The 20,536-nt window shown below is 52.2% G+C and carries 18 protein-coding genes; 14 read left to right on the top strand and 4 right to left on the bottom strand.

Annotated elements, in window-relative coordinates; translation table 11 throughout:
• Positions 1–42 precede the first annotated feature (42 nt).
• The 7 genes from WNY38_RS02575 to nagB all read left to right on the top strand — a co-directional run bounded on the left by WNY38_RS02575 (position 43) and on the right by nagB (position 8,707).
• Positions 43–1,944 carry a family 20 glycosylhydrolase gene (locus tag WNY38_RS02575; protein ID WP_342855740.1) on the top strand — a complete coding sequence of 634 codons (1,902 nt, stop codon included), beginning with the start codon at positions 43–45 and terminating at the stop codon, positions 1,942–1,944.
• An 11-nt stretch (positions 1,945–1,955) separates the two neighbouring features.
• Complete coding sequence (locus WNY38_RS02570) at positions 1,956–3,413, top strand: M81 family metallopeptidase (RefSeq protein ID WP_342855739.1); 1,458 nt, start codon at positions 1,956–1,958, stop codon at positions 3,411–3,413.
• An 11-nt stretch (positions 3,414–3,424) separates the two neighbouring features.
• Positions 3,425–4,519: an SIS domain-containing protein gene (locus WNY38_RS02565; protein ID WP_342855738.1), complete on the top strand. Its 1,095-nt coding sequence runs from the start codon at positions 3,425–3,427 to the stop codon at positions 4,517–4,519.
• The gene (locus WNY38_RS02560) at positions 4,516–5,433 is read left to right on the top strand and encodes an ROK family protein (protein WP_342855737.1); all 918 of its coding nucleotides are present in this window, start codon (positions 4,516–4,518) and stop codon (positions 5,431–5,433) included. The genes WNY38_RS02565 and WNY38_RS02560 overlap by 4 nt, the downstream gene beginning before the upstream one ends.
• A gap of 54 nt (positions 5,434–5,487) precedes the next feature.
• A complete protein-coding gene (locus tag WNY38_RS02555) occupies positions 5,488–6,753 on the top strand; it encodes a class II D-tagatose-bisphosphate aldolase, non-catalytic subunit (protein WP_342855736.1) in 1,266 nt (421 codons plus the stop codon).
• The gene (locus tag WNY38_RS02550) at positions 6,750–7,853 is read left to right on the top strand and encodes an N-acetylglucosamine-6-phosphate deacetylase (protein ID WP_342855735.1); all 1,104 of its coding nucleotides are present in this window, start codon (positions 6,750–6,752) and stop codon (positions 7,851–7,853) included. Before WNY38_RS02555 ends, WNY38_RS02550 begins: the two co-directional genes overlap by 4 nt.
• Positions 7,854–7,990: 137 nt before the next feature.
• Entirely contained in the window at positions 7,991–8,707 is a 717-nt protein-coding gene (gene nagB / locus WNY38_RS02545; RefSeq protein ID WP_342855734.1) for a glucosamine-6-phosphate deaminase, read from the top strand.
• A 47-nt stretch (positions 8,708–8,754) separates the two neighbouring features.
• Here nagB and WNY38_RS02540 read toward each other — a convergent pair whose 3' ends face one another.
• Together WNY38_RS02540 and WNY38_RS02535 are read right to left on the bottom strand one after the other, a co-directional pair.
• Positions 8,755–9,612 carry a transcriptional regulator gene (locus WNY38_RS02540; RefSeq protein ID WP_342855733.1) on the bottom strand — a complete coding sequence of 286 codons (858 nt, stop codon included), beginning with the start codon at positions 9,610–9,612 and terminating at the stop codon, positions 8,755–8,757.
• A 414-nt stretch (positions 9,613–10,026) separates the two neighbouring features.
• On the bottom strand, positions 10,027–10,953 hold the full coding sequence (locus tag WNY38_RS02535; protein WP_342855732.1) for a LysR family transcriptional regulator: 927 nt from the start codon (positions 10,951–10,953) through the stop codon (positions 10,027–10,029).
• Between the two features lie 385 nt (positions 10,954–11,338).
• Between WNY38_RS02535 and WNY38_RS02530 the strand changes: the two genes are divergently transcribed.
• The 5 genes from WNY38_RS02530 to WNY38_RS02510 all read left to right on the top strand — a co-directional run bounded on the left by WNY38_RS02530 (position 11,339) and on the right by WNY38_RS02510 (position 16,870).
• Positions 11,339–12,958 (top strand): peptide ABC transporter substrate-binding protein, encoded by a 1,620-nt coding sequence (locus tag WNY38_RS02530; protein WP_342855731.1) that lies wholly within the window; start codon positions 11,339–11,341, stop codon positions 12,956–12,958.
• A gap of 80 nt (positions 12,959–13,038) precedes the next feature.
• A complete protein-coding gene (oppB, locus tag WNY38_RS02525) occupies positions 13,039–13,962 on the top strand; it encodes an oligopeptide ABC transporter permease OppB (RefSeq protein ID WP_342855730.1) in 924 nt (307 codons plus the stop codon).
• A gap of 11 nt (positions 13,963–13,973) precedes the next feature.
• Complete coding sequence (locus WNY38_RS02520; protein WP_342855729.1) at positions 13,974–14,891, top strand: ABC transporter permease subunit; 918 nt, start codon at positions 13,974–13,976, stop codon at positions 14,889–14,891.
• Between the two features lie 9 nt (positions 14,892–14,900).
• Positions 14,901–15,869, top strand: a complete 969-nt coding sequence (locus tag WNY38_RS02515; RefSeq protein ID WP_342855728.1) for an oligopeptide/dipeptide ABC transporter ATP-binding protein — start codon at positions 14,901–14,903, stop codon at positions 15,867–15,869.
• Positions 15,866–16,870 (top strand): oligopeptide/dipeptide ABC transporter ATP-binding protein, encoded by a 1,005-nt coding sequence (locus tag WNY38_RS02510; protein ID WP_342855727.1) that lies wholly within the window; start codon positions 15,866–15,868, stop codon positions 16,868–16,870. Before WNY38_RS02515 ends, WNY38_RS02510 begins: the two co-directional genes overlap by 4 nt.
• Before the next feature lie 197 nt (positions 16,871–17,067).
• On the opposite strand, the gene WNY38_RS02505 is transcribed toward WNY38_RS02510, so the two are convergent.
• Both WNY38_RS02505 and WNY38_RS02500 read right to left on the bottom strand, forming a co-directional pair.
• Positions 17,068–17,805, bottom strand: coding sequence for an amino acid ABC transporter permease (locus WNY38_RS02505; RefSeq protein ID WP_342855726.1), 738 nt, complete (start codon positions 17,803–17,805; stop codon positions 17,068–17,070).
• A 10-nt stretch (positions 17,806–17,815) separates the two neighbouring features.
• Positions 17,816–18,550 carry an amino acid ABC transporter ATP-binding protein gene (locus WNY38_RS02500; protein ID WP_342855725.1) on the bottom strand — a complete coding sequence of 245 codons (735 nt, stop codon included), beginning with the start codon at positions 18,548–18,550 and terminating at the stop codon, positions 17,816–17,818.
• Positions 18,551–18,674: 124 nt separating this feature from the next.
• Here WNY38_RS02500 and WNY38_RS02495 point away from each other — a divergent pair, with 124 nt between their 5' ends.
• Together WNY38_RS02495 and WNY38_RS02490 are read left to right on the top strand one after the other, a co-directional pair.
• Positions 18,675–19,454, top strand: coding sequence for a transporter substrate-binding domain-containing protein (locus WNY38_RS02495; protein WP_342855724.1), 780 nt, complete (start codon positions 18,675–18,677; stop codon positions 19,452–19,454).
• Between the two features lie 91 nt (positions 19,455–19,545).
• A complete protein-coding gene (locus WNY38_RS02490; RefSeq protein WP_342855723.1) occupies positions 19,546–20,193 on the top strand; it encodes a glutathione S-transferase N-terminal domain-containing protein in 648 nt (215 codons plus the stop codon).
• Positions 20,194–20,536: the final 343 nt, after the last annotated feature.

The following is a 20,536-nucleotide window of genomic DNA, read 5'->3' as shown; positions in this document are numbered from 1 at the left end:
ATGTCAGCTTCGCGCTGCGCAAAAGATGAGACGGAATCCACTATGTCCCTTTACCGCCTTGAGGCCGAATTCAACGGTGCCACGACCCGCGAAGACACGCGCTTTACTTACACGTTTTACAATGGTTCCGCGCAGCCTTTGACAGGGTTTCGTGTCGGGTTTTCGTCCATGACCCGCATGGCGGATGAGGCTGTGGTCTTTGGCGCAAAATTGTCAAAAGCCTATGCCAACTATCATGAATTCGCAGCCCCTGACGCGCTGGTTGTGCCCGCGGGTGGCAGCTGGACCTTTGGCTTTGAAAGCATTGAACATCACATTCCATCACACCGTTTGGACGGTCCGAAATCGGCTGTTTTGTTCAATGGCGATGATGTTTTAGAGGTGCAAGTCGGCGATCTGATCTGCAAAGATCTGAAAGACACAGGGCCATTGCGTGACTATCCGCAGGGGCAGCTTGATCTGCCTTTGATGCTGCAACCTTGGCCCAGTGAAGTCAAAGTTGATGCCTTTTGCGCCGCGCCACGTCTTTTTGTCCCCGATGCCACTGCGGCCGAGCGTGGAGCAATGATGCGCGTGGCTGGGCTGCATGCGCGGTTATACCCAGAGGCACGCGAAATTTTTCGTCTTGATGATGGTGATATGGCACTTCAGTTCGCGCAGGGCGATGTGGCCAAAGAGGCTTATGAGCTGTCGTTCGAGGGCAAAATCATTCGTGTGACCTATGGCGACGAGCTTGGCTTGTTTTACGCTTTGGTGACCCTCGCACAATTGGTGCACGGGGCTTCCCATGCGCCTGAGACCTTCCAATTTCCGACCTCTGGCACAATATCTGACGCGCCGCGCTTTGGCTGGCGTGGGGGGCATTTGGATGTGTCGCGGCATTTCTACACGAAAGATGAAGTCACCCGCCTGATCGATATTATGGCTTGGGCCAAGATGAATGTTTTCCAGTGGCATTTGACCGATGACGAAGGCTGGCGGATTGAGATTCAAGCCTATCCTGAGCTCACTGATATTGGATCTGTGCGTGGTCCAGACTGCGCTATGGTGGGGCAGTACGCTCATAACGCCAAACGATACGGTGGTTATTACACTCAAGTTGAGGCGCGCGCTGTGGTGGCCCATGCCGCCGATTTGCACATCGACATCGTGCCTGAAATTGACATTCCAGGGCATTGTGCCGCTGTTTTACTGGCCTTGCCGTATCTTGTTGATCCTGACGAGCAGGTGAACAGTTCGAAATCTGTGCAGGGCTATCCGAACAACGCGCTGAACCCCGCCATTCCTGAGACCTATGAGTTCATCGAAAAGGTCATGACCGAAATCGCTGACATCTTCCCAAGTCCTTATATCCACGTGGGCGCGGACGAAGTTGCCGAAGGCTCTTGGATGACATCGCCCAAGGCGCAAGGTCTGCGCCAATCCGAAGGGCTTGCGGGCACACCAGAAATTCAAGCTTATTTCTTACGCCGCGTACAAAAGATTTTGCGCAACAACGGCAAAAACCTTGCCGGTTGGGACGAAGTCAGCCATGGCGGCGGCGTCGATCAAGAGGGCACTTTGCTGATCGCGTGGCAAAACCCCGACCTCGTGCCTGCTTTGACGGCCCAAGGTTACCGCGTGGTCGCAAGCCCCGGTCAAGCCTATTACATGGATATGGTTCAATCCACCGGCTGGGATGAACCCGGTGCGCAGTGGGCAGGCGTTGTCCCACCCAAGCAAAGCTATGATTTCGACCCCGAAGGCGATCTGCCTGCTGCTGATCGTGGCGCGCTGGCCGGTGTTCAGGCCTGTATCTGGACCGAGCACATCTTTACCCGCGGGCTGTTCAATCATCTGGTTTTCCCACGGTTCTACGCCGTGGCAGAAGGCGGCTGGACGCCCATGTCACAAAAAAGTTGGCCCCGTTTTTGCGCCATCAGCCGGCATATGCCGCAGCTATAAGGATCCATCACATGCGCATTGCAATTGGCGGCCTTCACACTGAGTGTTCGACCTATAATCCTTTGCTGCAAACAGCAGATGATTTCGCGCGATACTTTGGGCAGAATGTGATCGAAAAATTGCAACTGACCGTGCCGCAAGACGTGACTGCGCTGGGTCTGTCTTATGTGTCTTCCGTGCCAGGCGGTCCGATTGCGGCAAGCACTTATGACGCCTTCAAGGCCGATTTTTTGCAACGCCTTAAAGAATGCCTGCCTGTGGATGCGGTCTATCTGGCCATGCACGGCGCGGTTCATGTCGCGGGGCATGATCCCGCGATGGAAGATGCAGAAGGCGATTGGCTTAAATCTATACGCGACCTTGTGGGGCCAGATTGTATCATCGCAACCAGCTTTGATTTACACGGAAACATCACCCAGCAAGTCATTGATCAGATTGATATATTCTCAGCCTTTCGCACTGCGCCACATATCGATGTTGTTCAAACCCATATGCGCGCCTTTACGATGTGTATAGACGCGATTCGCACGGGCAATGTGCCTTTCGTGACATGGGCCCCCGTGCCAGTGTTGATGCCCGGTGAACGCAGCTCGACGGATGATAGTCCCGCACGAGAGCTCTACGCGTTGTTGCCCTTAGAGGATGCCAAAGACGGCATTTTGGATGCCAATCTGATGGTTGGCTATGTTTGGGCCGATACGCCGCGGGCGACGGCCTGTGCTGTGGTCACAGGGACAGATGAGGCTGCGGCTTTTGAGAGTGCCACACGTCTTGCCACGTCTTATTGGACTGCGCGATCTGAGTTCGCATTCGGCGTGACCTCAGAGCCGCTTAAAGACTGTCTTCAGCTTATTTTGGCTGAGCAGAGCCACCCCGTCATTTTGGCGGACAGTGGTGATAATCCGACGGGTGGTGGTGTTGGCGATCGCGCAGACGTTCTGGAATCCTTGCTGCAACAGGGCATTTCGGGCGCTGTGATCGCTGGCATCACCGATGCGCCGGCGGCTTATGCTTGTCGTGATGCTGGTGTGGGTGCTTTGCTGACGATCCAAATTGGCGCGGCTCTTGGCCAAGGTGGCCCGCGGTTGACGGTGGACGCATCAGTCGTTCAGATCATCGACACAGAGGACGGCAAGGGCACCGAGGTGTTAATCAACGTGAGTGGCAATCTGGTGATTGTCACCGCCCGCCGCAGACCGTTTCACAATTTTGAGGACTTTCGCAAGTTCGGCATCGAACCCGCCGAGCAAAGTCTCATCGTGGTCAAATCCGGCTATCTGTCGCCCGATTTGGCCCCCATAGCAAACCCTGCGCTGATGGCCTTGACCGATGGTGCGGTCAACCAAGACATGGCGCAGCTTGAGAACACCAAACGCGGCGATCAGGTGTACCCTTTTCAAGCCGATTTTTCTTGGTCCCCAACCCCCAAACTGTCAAAGCGCCGTTTGGCTGCACTGACACGTAATTAAGGACGTTTATAATGACTTTTTCATGCACAGCAGAAACGTGGCGGGAAATCAATTCACAACCAGATATCTGGGACGCTTGGGTGCCTGAGTTGGCGCAAGCGCGCACCGATATAGGGCTTTGGATCAAAGACAAAGGCATTCGTGAGGTCTGGTTTTTGGGTGCTGGTACGTCGGCTTTCATCGGCGATACTCTGGCGGCTGTGGCGCATCCGACCTTGACGTTGCGCTCGATTGCGACAACCGATGTGGTTGGCGCTGCGATGGATTTGCCCAAGATGCGGGACGATCTTTTGGTCATCCAATTTGGACGCAGTGGCAATAGCTCGGAAACCATTGGCGCCATGCATATGTTGGACGGATTGGCCCCGCAAGTTCACCAGCTGCATATCACGTGCAATAAAGACAGTGCCTTGGCGACCCGTGTGGCGCCTGGACCAGGCGAGCGCCGCGTGATGATTTTACCTGAAGCCACCCATGATCGCGGCTTTGCGATGACTTCTAGCTTTACCACGATGCTCTTGTCGGCTTTGTCGGTTTTGGATCTTGAGGTTGATTTGCAATCGCAAATTGGCACCTTGGCAACATCCGCGCGTCGTTTGATCGCGCAGCTTTCAAGCACTGTGATGGATCGTCCTGAACGTGCAATTTTCCTTGGCTCCGGTGCGCTGAAAGGCATCGCCCGCGAAAGTTCTTTGAAGGTGTTGGAGCTGACTGCGGGTCAGACCATGACCCAATGGGACAGCACTTTGGGCTTTCGTCACGGGCCAAAAGCGGCTGTCGTAGACGGCACCTTGATTGCTGTGATGATCCACCCAGACCCGAGGGCAGGGCGCTATGATATTGACGTGGCACGCGAAATCGAGGCTCAATACCCGAATGCCAAAGTCGTCACCATTGGGCAAGAGGCTTGCACGGTTTCCTTTGTTGGCACAAAAGACGCGCGCTGGGACGGGGTGCTTTATGTGCTCGCCGCTCAAATTTGGGCGGTGATGTGGTCGCAGGCGCTGAGCCTGCCGGTGGACAATCCTTTTGAAGGCCACGGCACATTGTCACGTGTTGTTTCTGGGGTTACGCTCTACCCCTTTGATATGGATGCAGCAGAATGATTGTATGCGGTGCGATTGATCTTGGCGGGACGAAAATTGAGGCACGTGCCTTCGATGCGTCTTTGCACACGATTGAGATGAAACGCATCGCGACACCCACGACAGATTTCGATGCTTTCATGGTGGGGCTTTGCGCACAAATCGATTGGCTTTATGCCATATCTGAGCAGGCAGATCTGCCCATCGGTGTGTCGCTTGCAGGGATCATCAACCCGACGACAGGCATAGCTACGGCCTCGAACATTCCTGTGTCTGGGCATAATATTGGCGCAGCTCTTAAAGCGCGCTATGGGCGCAATATCCCACTAGTGAATGACTGCATGGCACTGGCCTATTCAGAGGCCAACGGCGGCGCGGGGCAAGACTATCCGAGCGTTGTCGGCTTGATCGTTGGCACTGGTGTTGGAGCAGGGCTTTGCGTGGGTGGCACGCTGCCCTATCGTCACAGTGGGCTGGCTGTCGAAATTGGACATATCGGAATGTCTGCGCAGGCTGTTGCGCGCCACAATTTGCCGCTTTGGTCCTGTGGCTGCGGTAAAACCGCTTGCATGGAACGCTATATGTCCGGCAGTGCGCTGACGACATTGTACGAGCTGAAAACCAACGAGACCTGTTCGGGCAAAGACATTGCCGCGCGGTCTAAGGCCGGCGAGGAGATCGCGCAGCAAGTGCTGTCCATCTGGGAAGACCTTGCCGCGGAATGCTTGTTTGCGATCCAACTGACTTTGGATCCCGCCTGCATCGTTTTGGGCGGGGGCGCCTCACTGATCGACGGTTTGATCCCGCGCCTCGCGGAGGCTTTGCGGCAAAAGCAATTCAGCGACACAGGCCAACCAGAGATTTTACTTGCGCAGCACGGCGACAGTTCGGGCGCGCGCGGTATGGCCTTGATGGCCATGAAAGAAAATACATAGCCCGCTTGAGGCACGCATATACGGACCACGCGGTCCACTGAAATGAGGACGAAGATGTTAGACTTTGCACAAGGCGTTGCCCGCAATCGCGCACAGGGAGATTTCGCGTTTACATCCGTGTGCACAGCGCATCCTGATGTACTGATCGCCAGCCTGCGTTTGGCCCAAGAACGCGACATTCCTATGATGATCGAAGCCACGTCCAATCAGGTCAATCAGTTTGGCGGCTATACCCATATGACGCCAGACGACTATATTGCCTTTGTGCTCAAATTGGCTAAAGACGGCGGTGTTGACCCTGAACGGATCATTTTCGGTGGCGACCACCTTGGCCCGCAAGCGTGGAAATCTGAAGCGCCAGAGGCAGCGATGGCCAAAGCTCGCGAGATGATAGCGGCTTATGTCAAAGCTGGGTTTACCAAAATCCACCTTGATTGTTCTGAGGGCTGTTTGGGCGAGGGGGCAACAGTCGGTGACGATCTGTGTGCCGCGCGGGCTGCTGATCTCGCGGCCGTGGCTGAGGCGGCCAGTTCGAACCCAGAAACATTGTCCTATATCGTTGGCACCGAAGTGCCGCCCCCCGGTGGCGCGCGCCATGACGACGAATTGGTCCACCCCACTGATCCGCAGGACGCCGCCCGCACGATTGAGATTACTCATGAGGCCTTTAAAGCCGCAGGGCTAGGCCATGTTTGGCCTCGCGTGCGCGCGCTTGTGGTGCAACCCGGTTTGGAATTTGCGCCAGCTCATGTGCATGTTTTTGACTTAGAGCAACCCGACCTTTTGACACCCGTGATCGCGGATCATCCGCAGATGTCCTTTGAGGCGCATTCCACGGATTATCAAATCCCCGAAGTGTTCATCGATCTGGCGCGGCGGCATTTTTCAGTGATGAAAGTGGGACCCGCTTTGACCTTTGCCTACCGCGAGGCAATTTATGCACTCTCTGCGATTGATCAGTGGAGCTATGAGGGCCAAAGCCTGCCGCAAGTGATGGAAAGGCTGATGTTGGCAGATACAACACCATGGGAAAGCCATTACCACGGTGATGCGGCGACGCAAAAACTGATGCGCCATTTCGGTTACGCGGATCGTATTCGCTATTACTGGGCCACGCCTGAGGCTGTTGCTGCCACGACTGATCTTGAAAAACGGATCAACATGACCCCGCCCGCGCGGCCTTTGTTGTCGCAGTATTTTGACAGTAAGGTCGTTGAGCGTGCAGATGTCTTGGTGACGCAAGGGCAAAGCCTGTCCAAATCGCTTATTCATGCACAAATTGAAACGGCGCTATCGCCTTATTTGGATGTCATCTCATGACTTTGATTTGTCCAGATCTCCTTTGGCAAGACGGTGCTTTGGTCGCGGGCCAAGCTGTACTGTTTGAAGCAGGGCGTGTGGTTGAGCAGCGCGCGCGCAGTGCCGATGATCAACCAGACTTCACCCCGCATATTTTGATGCCTGCCTGCACCGATTTACAGGTGAACGGGGCAGGCGGCGTGATGCTCAACTCTGAGCCGACACCTGAAGGCATTGCAACCATTGTCGACACTCTGCGTGGTTTGGGCACGTCTTGGGTGTTGCCGACAGTGATCACAAGCGACGCGGAAACCCTGCGGCGGACTTGCGACGCGATGCTTGACGCTTGGGGGATGCGTGGTCTTTTGGGGCTGCACATCGAAGGTCCACATATCAATGTGGAACGCAAAGGCACCCATAATCCTGAGTTTATCCGCCCGTTTGAAGATGAAACGTTAGACGTGCTCAAAAGATTGCGTGCGGCCGATATTCCGGTGATGTTGACTTTAGCGCCAGAAACGGTGCCGTTGGATTTGATTGCCAAGCTGACCGATATGGGCGTGAAGGTCTTTGCCGGTCACACCATGGCCACGGCAGATCAAACCCGCGCGGCACTTGATGCGGGCCTGCGTGGGTTTACCCATCTTTACAATGCGATGCCGCAAATGACGTCGCGCAACCCAGGTATAATCGCGGCGGCGTTGGCCTCTGACGGCTATGCAGGGATCATCGCCGATGGGCATCACGTCGATTGGGATATGATCGCGCTGGCCTGCCGTGCGCGACCCAAAGCAGGTTGCATGTTTATGGTTTCTGACGCTATGGCAACCATTGGCGGGCCTGACTTTTTCATGCTTTACGGCGAAAAAATATCCGTCAAAGACGGTGCTTTGGTCAATGCCAATGGATCGCTCGCAGGGGCGCATATCGATATGCTGACCTGCTTGAGAAACATGATCATCCATGTGGGCATCGCGCCTGAGCAAGCGATTGCGATGGCGACTGATATTCCTCATGAGGTGATGGGTCTCACACCACCGGTCGTAGATATGGGTACGTATCTTGGCGACTGTGTGGCGTTGAATTCTGACTTTACGCGATGCGAGATGATCATCAATTAACACATTAAATTTATTGTATATATGAGAGCGTTATCGGATGCGTCTGTCGCCCTTATCCCAGAAAAATGAACCAGATTTCGAGCCACTCTTATTGAGATTTCGATACGCTGGACTAAAAACGAGCACTGTGTATCCCGATGAATTTTACTGTTTTTGATACCCCGAACGCTGCAGAGATCTATGCCGCTGAGTTGATTGCTGCACAGGTCCAACTGCAGCCCGAAAGCGTCATTGGATGGGCCACAGGGGGCACGATGCTGGGGCTGTACGATGCTCTGCGCCGGATGGATGTGTCGTTCAAACAGACGCGTGGATTCAACTTGGACGAATATGTTGGCCTTGGTCCAGATCATCCGCAATCCTATCACCACTACATGCGGAACCATTTCTTTGATCATATCGACATCGCCGCTGATCATATCCATTTGCCCTCAGGCCTTGGCAATCCACAAGAATCTGCCGCGCAATATGAACGGCTTTTGGCGCAATATGGTCCTATCGATTTGCAACTTTTGGGGATCGGCCAAAACGGCCATATCGGTTTTAACGAACCGGGGGCGGCCTTTGATGGCGGCACGCAAGTCACAGCGCTGAGCGACACAACCATCGCCGCCAACAGCCGCTTTTTTGATGACAAAACCCAAGTGCCCAAAGATGCCGTGACCATGGGGATTGGGGCTATCTTAAAGGCTCGCAAAATTGTGCTGTTGGCCTGCGGATCTGTCAAAGCTGATGCGGTGAAAGCGATGGCAGAAGGGCCGATTGGTCGGTTTTGCCCCGCATCCTCGCTGCGTGGGCACCCAAATGTAGCCGTCGTGTTGGATCAAGCGGCAGCGGCGCATCTCTCATTATAGTTGTTGATGCCGTTCTTGGTTGCCTCAGCCAAATTTCTGCAAAAAAGCTATGCGTCGTCTGAAACGAGCGTCAGCTTGATACCCTTGTCTGCAAATCGGCGGACGACGTCGCTATTCTCTGGCAAGTTTGTCACAATGATATCAACGTCCTTTGAGTCGCAAATGCGGTGCAATGACGGTTTGTCAAACTTTGAGCGATCCACAAGAACAATGGTGCGTTCGGCTGCAGACATCAATATACGCGTGTTTTCAGCTTCGTCTTCTAAGAAGGTGGAAATCCCGCGATCCAAACTGACGCTGTCCGCGCCCATGATAAATGTATCAAAATGCATCCCGCGCACCGCTTCATTCACAAGTCGCCCGGTCATGCACATCGATACAGGGCGGACCGTTCCGCCAGTGACAATAACGTTGTGCTGACCATGGCTGGCGGCGGTTTGTGCCACCACAAGGCCACTTGTCATTATGGTTTTGGGCGGTAGGTCTGCCAGTTCTTGCGCAAACATTTCAGCCGTAGACCCATTGTCGAGCAAAAGCGCGCTATCGCCCGCAACAAGTTCAAGTGCAGCTTTCGCGATCGCTGTTTTTTGCGGTCGGTTAAGTCGGCGGCGGTCATCTGCGCGCGGCTCGATCTTGCCACTTTGACGGTGTTTTGCAACCAATGAGAGCGCCAAATTTATCCGAAACTCAGCCACTCCAGACAGATCAAAAAATTTGCAAAACCGGATCAATGTGGGCTCGGATGTACCTAAAACGGCGCAAAGATCCTTGCTGTTGTGACGAATGAACTCTTCGGGGTTGTTCAGCGCGAAATCTGCAATCATGCGCATTTTCGGGCTCAATGTTGAGCGTTTTTCCTGAACAGCAGTCAGCAAATTGGGCGTCTGAAGGGGATGCGGATCCATGTTAGCTTTCTGATTACGTGGAATTAATAGCTTAAGGTAAACCTACTTCGATGTAACAAGATGTTTGTAAAAATGACAAGTGCATATATAATTTGGGTCTTTTTGTTTCCTTTGCTTAAGTTTCTATACCTCTTGACTGTAAGCATATGCAAAAACGATACGTACTGGCGTGCTGGCGGTTTGATTCTACCTATTTTAGCAATGTGTACCGCAATATCTATGTGGGCGTCGGAAACGCACGCTTGCTCTTACGGTAGCCAACGCAACTGAAGCAGCCTATCACGGAACGGATCTATTGGATCAACGACGCGGCATGATGCAGGCATGGGCTGACTATCCGTGCCCTTGCCTGATGCTCAAGAAGAACGTGGTGTGATTTTATGTAAAATTTTCGAAAAGTTGTGTAGGCTCACATCACGGCGTCACATAGATTGGTAGATCATGTTCAAGGCCAAAGTGTTCAACGCTGCTGCGGAAACTGGCCGTGAGATCTTGATACATTGGAATGTGTAGTTTTTCGTTGTGCATGACAAAACGTAAGTCTGTCGTGACTTGCGGGCTGAAAGGTCGTGCAACGATGTCATGTTTGGCAAAAATTGGGAAAGAAAACGGTTCGGCAACATTGACATAGCGCTTATTCGACAGCAACGCATACCGCACCCATGAGGTCTGACACCAAATACGCTTTGACGTCTTGCCGCTCACATCCGCGAGCAAGAGCGTTTCATCATCATTTGGCAGTAAAACAGAGTCGTTTTCAAAGCCCATGACTTCATGTCCCGCAAGATCTTTGCTGGATATTTTCTTTAAGCGGGCCAAAACGTGGTCTTTGTGTACGGCTAAGATGTAGTCTGCCTTGGCAAAGATTTCGTTATGTACGCCATCCATTTGGCAAAACCCTAAGGTCACGCCAAGATCTGCTTTGCGGTCACTGAAAGATGAAATCACTTCTTGTGGATTCTGGGCTAAAATGTCCACGAAGACATTCGGATACTTGGCGTGAAATTCTTCTAGCGCAGCGGGCAAAACTGCCGTGGCGAGGGTTGGAATACAGGCCAATCGGATCCGGTCGTCAACGTCTTCGCGAATTTCAGCGGCCACACGTTGCAACGTTTGGGCGTTGTCATAAACGCCTTCAGCCACTTTGAAAAAGGCCATGCCACGGGCTGTCGGGCGAACGCCGCGTCCCACACGATCAAACAGCTCAAATCCAACATTGCGAGAGAGTTCGGTGATCAGACGGCTGACCCCAGATTGCGTCAGTCCCATATGGTCCGCTGCGGCAGCAAATGTACCGAATCTTACAACCAAAATGAATGCATGGATTTGCCGAAAGGTCACAAAACTAGTCCTTATAAATGCAAATCATCAGCGTTTGCTTTTCATATTTCTTGTACACATCCTGAAGGAGAAGGCTTGTATTCACAATATCCAATTGAGTGTCGCACTCTTGTCACATGCGTTTTGACACAGGCCATTCTATAAAGCTGCAGGTCAAAATTGGTGAAAAACCATTTTGACCTACATGTCTAAGTTACGCTGAAATGAAGTAAAATTTGGCTCCATTGATTTTCAGTCAATGATGTGGAGTTTTTAGCATGGGACAACCAGCCTGCGCTTCAGTAACGTTATCCACATCATTAACAAACAGTGCACAAAGGCTGCTTTAAGTTCGAGCTTGCCAGTCTGGTGCTCGACATACTTCAGCTTATGCTAAGGAGTTCACATGAAAACATCATCCCTGCTGGCGATGACAACCGCCCTGAGTTTAATCGCGTCGCTTGCGCTTGCTGAAAACCATCCAGTCACAAACGAACCTCTCGCCGATGAGCAGGTTTTTGTGTACCGTATCGGCGATGAATTTGCATCTATTGATCCGCAATTGACTGAAGATATTGATGGCGCAGCATTAGTACGTGACCTATTTGAAGGCCTGATGAACCAAGATCGCGAGGGCAACCTTGCGCCAGGTGTTGCAACGCATTTTGAAGCAAACTCGGACAATACGGTTTTCACCTTTTACCTACGTGAGGCGGCAAAATGGTCTGATGGCACGCCCGTTACGGCGGGAGATTTCGAATACTCTTGGAAGCGCCTTGCCGATCCAGCAACAGCTTCTCCCTATGCGTGGTTCATCGAAGAAATGGGCCTTGTGAATGTTGCTGCTATTGTGGCCGGAGAAATGCCGCCCTCTGAACTTGGTGTGAAAGCGCTTGATGATCACACACTTGAAGTGACCCTTTCTGAGAGCTCAAACCACTTCCCGTTGATGACAACCAGCTCTGCCGCGCTGCCGTCTCCAAAGTGGGTCATTGACGCTTATGGCGCACAATGGACTAAGCCAGAGAATATTGTTTCAAACGGTGCTTACGTTTTGACAGAGCATGTGCCGCAAGAACGATCAACGCGGATACGCAATGAGATGTACTGGAACAATGATGCGACGATCATTGACAAGGTAGAAGCTCTCGTGATCAACGATGAAAATGCCGCTTTGACGCGCTACTTGTCTGGCGAGTTGGATCTTACAGAAGTCCCGACGGGTCAGTTCAAGAAATTCAGCACGAGCTATCCTGATGAAGCCATTAGCTTCCCGAAACAATGTAGTTATTACTACTTCATCAATATGACTGAAAGCGCTCATCCGGCACTGAAGGATCAACGCGTTCGTGAGGCGCTCTATCTCGCACTGGATCGCAGCGTGATCACCGATGCAATCTTGCAAGGCGGGCAAACGCCAGCGTTCACGTTTACACCAGATGCAACGGCAGGCTTTACAGCGCCTGTAAACCCAGCACGTGACATGACGCAAAAAGAGCGTGATGCCCGTGCGGTAGAACTCTTTACTGCGGCTGGCTATGGCAAAGACAATCCTGTTGAACTTGATCTGCTCTACAACACAAGTGAGCAACACCAGAAGATCGCGATCACGGTTTCCCAAATGTGGAAGCAAAAGCTGGGCGTAACGACTGTTTTGCAAAATATGGAGTGGAAAACCTTCTTAGAGGCGCGTTCCAATCAAGAGTTTGACATCGGTCGTGCTGGCTGGTGTGGCGACTACAACTCGGCCTCTGCGTTCTTGGATCTGATGAGCAGTGACCACCCTTACAATGATGCGGGTTATAACAATCCTGAAGTGGACCGCCTGCTCGACGAAGCCAAACGCCTCACTGATCCATCTGCGAATTTCACCAAAGTGGAACAAATCCTTGCCACAGACATCCCAATTTTGCCTGTGACCCATGACGCTGGCGCTTACATGATGAATGCGGCCTTGAAAAACTGGCCTGTGAACAACGTGCAGCAAAAATGGTATGCGCGTGAGCTTTACTTCACAGCCGATTAATCGCCCGCCGCGCTGGATGTCTTTGATCTGGCGCGGCCCATACTACTCTTCCCAGATAAACGCACACCAGGAGAGCCCCAGTGTTTAAGTTCATTTTAAAGCGGTTGCTGTACGCAATCCCGACCTTGCTGATCTTGATCGTGTTTTCGTTTATTCTGATGCATTCCGCCCCAGGCGGCCCTTTTTCATCCGATAGGCCGCTGCCTCCAGAAGTCTTGGCCAATCTCGAAGCAAAATATCATCTTGATGATCCTTTGCCCAAACAGATCGTGCGCTATGTTTACGGCGTGGTTGTCCATTTTGATTTTGGTCCCTCCTTTCAGTACAAAGATCGAACTGTAAACGAGATTATAGCTCAGGGCTTTCCGGTGACCCTCACCTATGGCGCGATTTCCTTTGTCGTGGCGGTTGTGGTGGGCTGCGCTTTGGGCATGACTGCTGCACTTAATAAAAATTCGCTCTGGGACTATCTTGCCGTTGGCATCTCGATCGGAGCGCAGGTGTTGCCCAATTTCGTGATGGCGCCCATTCTCGTTTTGATCTTCACTCTGTGGCTGGGCTGGTTGCCTGGGGGCGGCTGGAATGGCGGCGCTTGGCCTTATCTCGTGATGCCAGTGATCGCGCTTTCGACCAGCTTTATGGCTTCCATCGCACGGATCATGCGCTCATCGCTTTTGGAGGTGATGCATAGCAATTTCATCCGCACCGCTCGCGCCAAAGGCCTGCCAGCCCGGACCATTTTATTTCGCCACGCATTAAAACCAGCGATGCTCCCAGTGATCTCCTACCTTGGACCAACCTTTGTTGTGATGATCACAGGATCTGTTGTGGTCGACCTCTACTTTACGACGGGCGGCATCGGCCAAGCTTTCGTAAATTCAGCGCTTAATCGCGATTATGCCGTGATGATGGGGATCACCATTCTCATCGGAGCGCTCACCATCGTATTCAATCTGATCGTGGATATTCTCTACGCGTGGATTGATCCGAAAATTCAGCTGTAAGGAGATCGGCAATGACAGAGTTATCAACATCCCCTGCGTCCGACCTTTGTGAACCAACCATCAAGGGGCGTTCTTTGTGGCATGATGCGCGCCGCCGGTTTTTGCAAAACCACGCTGCCGTCGTGAGCCTCGTCGTCTTGATCGTTATCGCATTGATTGCAGCGTTTGGACCCTACTTAGCCGCTTGGGACAACGAGACCATCGATTGGGCTGTGCTTGGCGACATCTCAACAATGGGTGCCCCCTCTATCAGCAGCGGGCACTATTTTGGCACAGATGAGCTTGGCCGTGACATGTATGCGCGCGTCATCCAAGGCACGCAGGTCTCATTGCTGGTCGGGCTTATTGGATCGGCCATCGCGGTCGTTCTTGGGACATTGTATGGTGCCACCTCTGGCTATATTGGCGGGCGCACAGATAACATCATGATGCGTGTCGTCGATATCTTGATGTCGGTGCCTTATATGTTTGTTCTGATCTTGCTGCTGGTGGTGTTCGGCCGGTCCATGTGGTTGCTGTTCATCGGTGTCGGCATGATCTCATGGCTAGAGATGGCGCGCATCGTGCGTGGGCAAACCTTGACCCTCAAGTCTAAGGAATACGTTGAGGCCGCCCTCGCTATTGGCGTCAAACATCACACCATCGTTTTACGCCACATCATCCCCAACCTTCTTGGCGTGATCGTCATCTATGCCACCTTGTTGGTGCCTCAAATGATTCTCACAGAAAGCTTTATTTCCTTTCTAGGCCTTGGTGTCCAAGAGCCAAATACCAGTTGGGGTGCGCTCATTTCTCAAGGCGCATCAACCTTGCAATACGGCACATATTGGCAGCTGATCTTCCCGCTGAGCTTCTTTGTTGTGACTTTGTTTTGCTTCTTTTTCATCGGCGACGGTCTACGGGACGCGCTGGATCCCAAAGATAGATAGGAGGGCGCTATGACCTTACTCGACGTGAAAGACCTCAGCGTTTCCTTCAAAACACCTGACGGTACAGTGCAAGCCGTGCAAGATGTTAGCTTTACATTGGAACAGGGAAAAACGCTCGCGATTGTCGGAGAAAGCGGATCAGGCAAAAGCCAAACCGCCTTTGCCATCATGGGTTTGCTGGCCGAGAATGGCACGGCAGGCGGCTCGATTAAATTTGAAGGCACCGAGCTTTTGGGGGCGCCAGAATCCGTGCTCAATACATATCGCTCAGAGCAGGTTTCAATCATCTTTCAAGACCCCATGACCTCGCTCAATCCTTATGTGCGGGTCAGTGAACAGATGGCCGAAGTTCTTACGCTGCACAAAGGCATGAGTAAATCCGACGCCATCAAGGATTGCATCAAGATGCTTGATGCGGTGAAAATTCCAGATGCCAAGCGGCGCATTTATATGTATCCACATGAGTTCTCCGGTGGCATGCGCCAACGCGTTATGATTGCGATGGCCCTTTTGTGCCACCCGCGTTTGGTGATTGCAGATGAGCCGACAACAGCGCTTGATGTAACGGTTCAAGCTCAAATCATGGATCTTCTGAGCGATCTACAAAACGATTTTGGCATGGGTATTATCCTCATCACGCACGATCTTGGTGTCGTCGCGGGCAGCTGCGAGGATACGCTGGTTCTGTATGGCGGGCGCGTGATGGAAACGGGGCCGACAAGTCAGCTCTTCGCCACCCCGTCTCATCCCTATACCCGCGGGCTGTTGCGCGCGGTGCCACGCCTTGGACAGACCAACGCGCAGCTTGCAACAATTCCGGGAAATCCACCTAACATGTTGGCCCCGCCAAAAGGGTGTGCGTTTTCTCCGCGGTGCGATTTTGCCTATACCCGCTGCGCAACAGAAAAACCAACCATTGAAGTCTTTGAGGCAGCGCGCGCGCGCGCTTGCCACGTCCCACAGGAGGATCTCGTATGAGCCATCCAGAGACACTTCTTAGCGTGAAAGATGTCAAAGTGTATTTCAAACACAGTGCTGGCAGATTGTTTTCTCGCGACGAACCTCGTTACATCAAGGCCGTGGATGGTGTGAGCTTTGACATTCAAAGAGGCGAGACCCTTGGGATTGTTGGAGAAAGTGGTTGCGGAAAATCAACCCTTGCACGGGCCGTGATTCGAATGGTTCCAATCCACGAAGGCCGTGTACTGTGGTTGGGGCAGGATTTAGTCGGGTTCAAACCATCCGAGATGCGCGACAGGCGCAAAGATTTGCAGATGATTTTTCAAGATCCACTTGCATCGCTCGATCCACGGATGACCCTTGGTCAAATCATCGCAGAACCACTTAAAACCCATTTTCCCAAAATGCCCAAAGCCGAGATCAAAGATCGCGTCGCAAAAATGATGTCCCGCGTTGGCCTTTTGCCCAATATGGTCAGCCGTTACCCCCATGAGTTCTCAGGTGGGCAATGCCAGCGTATCGGTATTGCGCGCGCGCTGATCCTCGAACCAAAGCTCATCATTTGTGATGAACCTGTCTCAGCGTTGGACGTGTCCATTCAGGCGCAGGTGATCAATCTATTGATGGATTTGCAAAGGGAAATGGATCTGGCGTTGATGTTCATCGCTCATGATCTCAGCGTCGTTCAACACATTTCAACGCGGGTCATGGTGCTCTATATGGGAACTGTCGTCGAGATCGCTGACAGTGACAGTATTTATGAGAATCCCTCCCATCCCTATACGCGCGCATTGATCGCGGCTGTGCCAGATATTGAGCGCCCCATACCAGCGGACCGAAGCGCATTGATGACAGATGGAGAGCTGCCGTCACCGCTGTCGCCCCCCTCAGGATGCGTCTTCCGCACCCGTTGCCCCATGGCACAAGACATCTGCGCCCAAGAAAAACCTATGCTCTCAGAGCCGAAAACAGGTCACAGTGTTGCCTGTCACTTCCACGACGTGGCGCAACGAAAATAGAGGTGAATAAACTTATACGCTAATCCAACTGAAGGGAGTTCGGATACAATCTCATCAGGTCCCGTGGTTAACACCATTTTCATGCGCCACAATTTCATAAAATTCGAGAGCGATGGCCGCGGCGCATGAGCGGCGTTCATGTTCAAAATCGACGTCAATATCGGGCGGCTCTCCGCGATGCTCTGGCCACCTGTGTATCAATCTTCGCTAGCGTTCATCCGTCGTTCCAGCCACCGCACACCGGCTGATACGATCAAAATCAACACCAGATATTCCAGCACCAATATCGTATAGATTTCGAGAGGACGGTATTCCGAGACGACCAATTCATTCGCCTTACGGGTCAATTCCTGCATGCCGATGACGGACACCAGAGATGACATTTTCATCATGTAAACCAATTGATTGCCCAACGCAGGCAGGATGTGACGGATCGCCTGCGGCAGGATCACAAATCGCATTGTATCGCGGTAGTTGAGCGAAACAGATTGCGCGGCCTCGTATTGGCCTTTGGGAATGGATTGAATGCCTGCACGGAAGATTTCGGCTTGGAAGGCGCTATCGCTTAACGCAAGCGCAAGAACACCCGCCCAAAACACGTTTAACGTAATCCCGCTCAATGCCGGAAGGCCGTAATAAACCCATAAGATCAGCACAAGGATTGGGACCGCACGCACAATTTCAACATAGGTGCGGTTAAACATACGCCACCCGCGTTTGTCAGACAATCCGGGCAGGGCCACCAGCAAACCTACAATGACCGATATGCAAATGGCGGTGAGCGACAGAATGATCGTGTAGTAGGCACCGCTCATCATAAAGCTCAAGTTGTTCCAACCGGTATTTGTTGTCGGGTTCACAACATACCAGCCCCAGTTCCCGGAACATCCGGATAGTAAAAGCAGACAAGACAGCAGGATCATAAAACGTTTCATATTTGGTCTCTTAGTGGCTGAGAATTTGGTTGAGAAAGGCACCGAACCGTTTGGATTTGGGGCTCTCGAACACACTGTCTGGCGCGCCAATTTCCACGATTTCACCTTTGTCCATGAACACCATCCTGTCGGCAACGCGGCGGGCAAACCCCATCTCATGGGTGACAACGATCATAGTCATGCCAGTTGAGGCAAGTTCGATCATGACCTCCAACACCTCGGCAACCATTTCAGGATCAAGCGCAGACGTGGGTTCGTCAAACAACAGGATTTTGGGTTCCATACATAACGACCGTGCAATCGCCACACGTTGTTGCTGGCCCCCTGATAATTGACGTGGATATTTGGCGGCTTGGTCCGGGATCTGCACCCTTTCAAGGTGATGCATGGCCCGGTCTTTGGCTTGCGCATCTGACAACCCCAAAGCGCGTTTAGGCCCCAAACATAGGTTATCCAAAACAGTCAAATGTGGGAATAAATTGAACTGTTGAAACACCATGCCAACCGAAGAGCGGATTTTTTTCAAGTTGGTCGGTGCATCAGTTAAAGTTGTGCCATCTACGATGATTTCACCCTGCTCGTGGGCTTCCAAACGGTTGATACACCGGATAAGCGTCGATTTCCCTGACCCTGAGGGCCCACAAACTACGACTATTTCTCCTAGTTTCACATCAAGGGATACATTGTTCAGCGCTTGAAAGTCGCCAAAGAATTTTGAAACGTTGCGCATAGAGATGATCGTCATCGTGAAAACTTAACCTTCTATCGTAAATGTGAACAGACACTTGGAAGTTTGCATCTCTGAGCTAGTTACATTTTCATAGACTTCTGTCACGTTCATTTTAACATCACCAAACCATGGAAAACTTATGAAATTCTTCAAAATTGCCGCTGCAGCCTTCATCGTCGCGACAAGCGCGGTCCAAGCCAACGCACAGTCGGCTCTGAACGAAATCCTTGCCGACGGCGTCCTAAAGGTTGGGACAACGGGGGATTGGAACCCGATGACGATGCGCAATGTCACAACAAACACCTATGAGGGCTACGACATCGATGTGATGACACAGCTCGCCGCCGATTTGGGTGTCGAAGTGGCATTTGTTCCAACCGATTGGAAGACACTTGTCGCAGGTGTCACATCGGGCCAGTATCACATTACTGGGTCAGCCTCTGTATCTCCGGCCCGTGCAAAAGCGGCAGGGTATTCCGACAGCTATTTTTCTCTTGCAACCGTACCGCTGACTTTGCGCAAAAATGCAGATCGTTTTACGGATTGGGATGACCTGAACGTTGAAGGCGTTTCTGTGGCTGCGACCTTGGGGACAACGCAAGAGACGCAAGTCAAAGACTATTTCCCAGCCGCGACACACCGTATTGTCGAAGCCCCTGCACGCGACTTCCAAGAGGTTCTATCAGGGCGCGCCGATGCCAGCATCACGTCGAATGTCGAAGCCAACAAATTGGTCGATCAGTATCAACAATTGATGATTGTTCCTGTCGCAGAAGGTCGTTCCCCAACGCCTATTGCGATGCTGATGCCACAGGCGGATCAGGTCTGGATCAACTATGTGAACACGTGGATCACCCTGAAACAAGAACAGGGCTTTTTTGATGAACTGGGCGTGAAATGGCAATTGTTGGCAGAGTAAGCCTTCGATCAAATGAGTGAAAAAATCAAATAAATGAAACAAAGGCCAGCCCAATGCGTTGGCCTTTGTGTTTCAGCAGCCAGAGGCCTTTATGCTTACGATTTATTCCGTTCCGGTCGCCGTTTACTGCGCAAAGTTGCGCATCATGATGCGTTACAAATCCATTCCCTTTGAACAGCTGCCCCCACCGGGCGGCTACGGGTCGGATGAATATCGGGCAATTGTTCCGTCTGGAAACCTACCTGCGATGATCCATGATGGGTTTATGTTATCAGATTCCGAGGCCATCGCAGAGTATCTAGACGAAGCGTTTCCAAACACTCCAATGTTGCCGGAAACGCCAAAATTGCGGGCCAAAGCGCGGGAACTCAGTCGGTCGCATGACACACGTCTCGAGCCAGCGGTCCGCGCACTATATCCGCATGTGGACTACCAAACACGTGATCAAGAGGCCGTTAACAGCGGTGGTGCATTGATTTCAAAACACCTGTCATCTCTAGGACTATTGTTGTCTAAAAACCCACTTGAGCAAGACAAGTTATGGCTTTGTGATTGCGGGTTTGCGGTGACTTTTGCCTGGATCAAAGCCTTTGAAATAGCCATCAACGTGCCGGTCGAATGGCCGGAAATTGTGGTCGAATACGATAAGCGGCTGCAGAGTTTCGGTGTCGTCGACGATGAACTCAAATCTTACCGCCCCGCTATGGATGCCTATTTAGAGAAAGCCGCGCCACGATGATACGAGTACAGACGTTATAGACGTTCACACAGTAGACGTTCACACAAATGCCCGCCGCAATTGCAGCGCGCCACGCATGTTTGCAGGGCGTAACAAATACAATTGCAGCGGGACAATTCAACCAAAAGCCAACCTTTGCCATTTCAACAATGAACAGCCGCTTTGAACCTGCTTAGATAATTATTTAGGTGTGTTTGCCCAAGCCCCTTCCGTTTAAGGCGCGCATGCCTAGACCTGCGCACTGTACGCTTTGCCCTCAGGTTCTCAGGCGAAGCTAGAAGACGCGCCGCCCATATCGTTTGGCTGTCAGGGGTCGCGATTTCCGACCCGCTGCAGGGCTTCC

Origin of the sequence: Pacificibacter sp. AS14 (assembly GCF_038899935.1) — a bacterium.
Taxonomy (GTDB): Bacteria; Pseudomonadota; Alphaproteobacteria; order Rhodobacterales; family Rhodobacteraceae; genus Celeribacter.
This window is presented reverse-complemented; position numbering and strand designations above follow the sequence as displayed.

Coding starts and splice junctions, on each gene's coding strand:
- WNY38_RS02575 (WP_342855740.1), top strand. CDS start 43: ATGTCCCTTTACCGCCTTGAGGCCGAATTCAACGGTGCCACGACCCGC.
- WNY38_RS02570 (WP_342855739.1), top strand. CDS start 1,956: ATGCGCATTGCAATTGGCGGCCTTCACACTGAGTGTTCGACCTATAAT.
- WNY38_RS02565 (WP_342855738.1), top strand. CDS start 3,425: ATGACTTTTTCATGCACAGCAGAAACGTGGCGGGAAATCAATTCACAA.
- WNY38_RS02560 (WP_342855737.1), top strand. CDS start 4,516: ATGATTGTATGCGGTGCGATTGATCTTGGCGGGACGAAAATTGAGGCA.
- WNY38_RS02555 (WP_342855736.1), top strand. CDS start 5,488: ATGTTAGACTTTGCACAAGGCGTTGCCCGCAATCGCGCACAGGGAGAT.
- WNY38_RS02550 (WP_342855735.1), top strand. CDS start 6,750: ATGACTTTGATTTGTCCAGATCTCCTTTGGCAAGACGGTGCTTTGGTC.
- nagB (WP_342855734.1), top strand. CDS start 7,991: ATGAATTTTACTGTTTTTGATACCCCGAACGCTGCAGAGATCTATGCC.
- WNY38_RS02540 (WP_342855733.1), bottom strand. CDS start 9,612: ATGGATCCGCATCCCCTTCAGACGCCCAATTTGCTGACTGCTGTTCAG.
- WNY38_RS02530 (WP_342855731.1), top strand. CDS start 11,339: ATGAAAACATCATCCCTGCTGGCGATGACAACCGCCCTGAGTTTAATC.
- WNY38_RS02520 (WP_342855729.1), top strand. CDS start 13,974: ATGACAGAGTTATCAACATCCCCTGCGTCCGACCTTTGTGAACCAACC.
- WNY38_RS02515 (WP_342855728.1), top strand. CDS start 14,901: ATGACCTTACTCGACGTGAAAGACCTCAGCGTTTCCTTCAAAACACCT.
- WNY38_RS02510 (WP_342855727.1), top strand. CDS start 15,866: ATGAGCCATCCAGAGACACTTCTTAGCGTGAAAGATGTCAAAGTGTAT.
- WNY38_RS02505 (WP_342855726.1), bottom strand. CDS start 17,805: ATGAAACGTTTTATGATCCTGCTGTCTTGTCTGCTTTTACTATCCGGA.
- WNY38_RS02500 (WP_342855725.1), bottom strand. CDS start 18,550: ATGACGATCATCTCTATGCGCAACGTTTCAAAATTCTTTGGCGACTTT.
- WNY38_RS02495 (WP_342855724.1), top strand. CDS start 18,675: ATGAAATTCTTCAAAATTGCCGCTGCAGCCTTCATCGTCGCGACAAGC.
- WNY38_RS02490 (WP_342855723.1), top strand. CDS start 19,546: ATGCTTACGATTTATTCCGTTCCGGTCGCCGTTTACTGCGCAAAGTTG.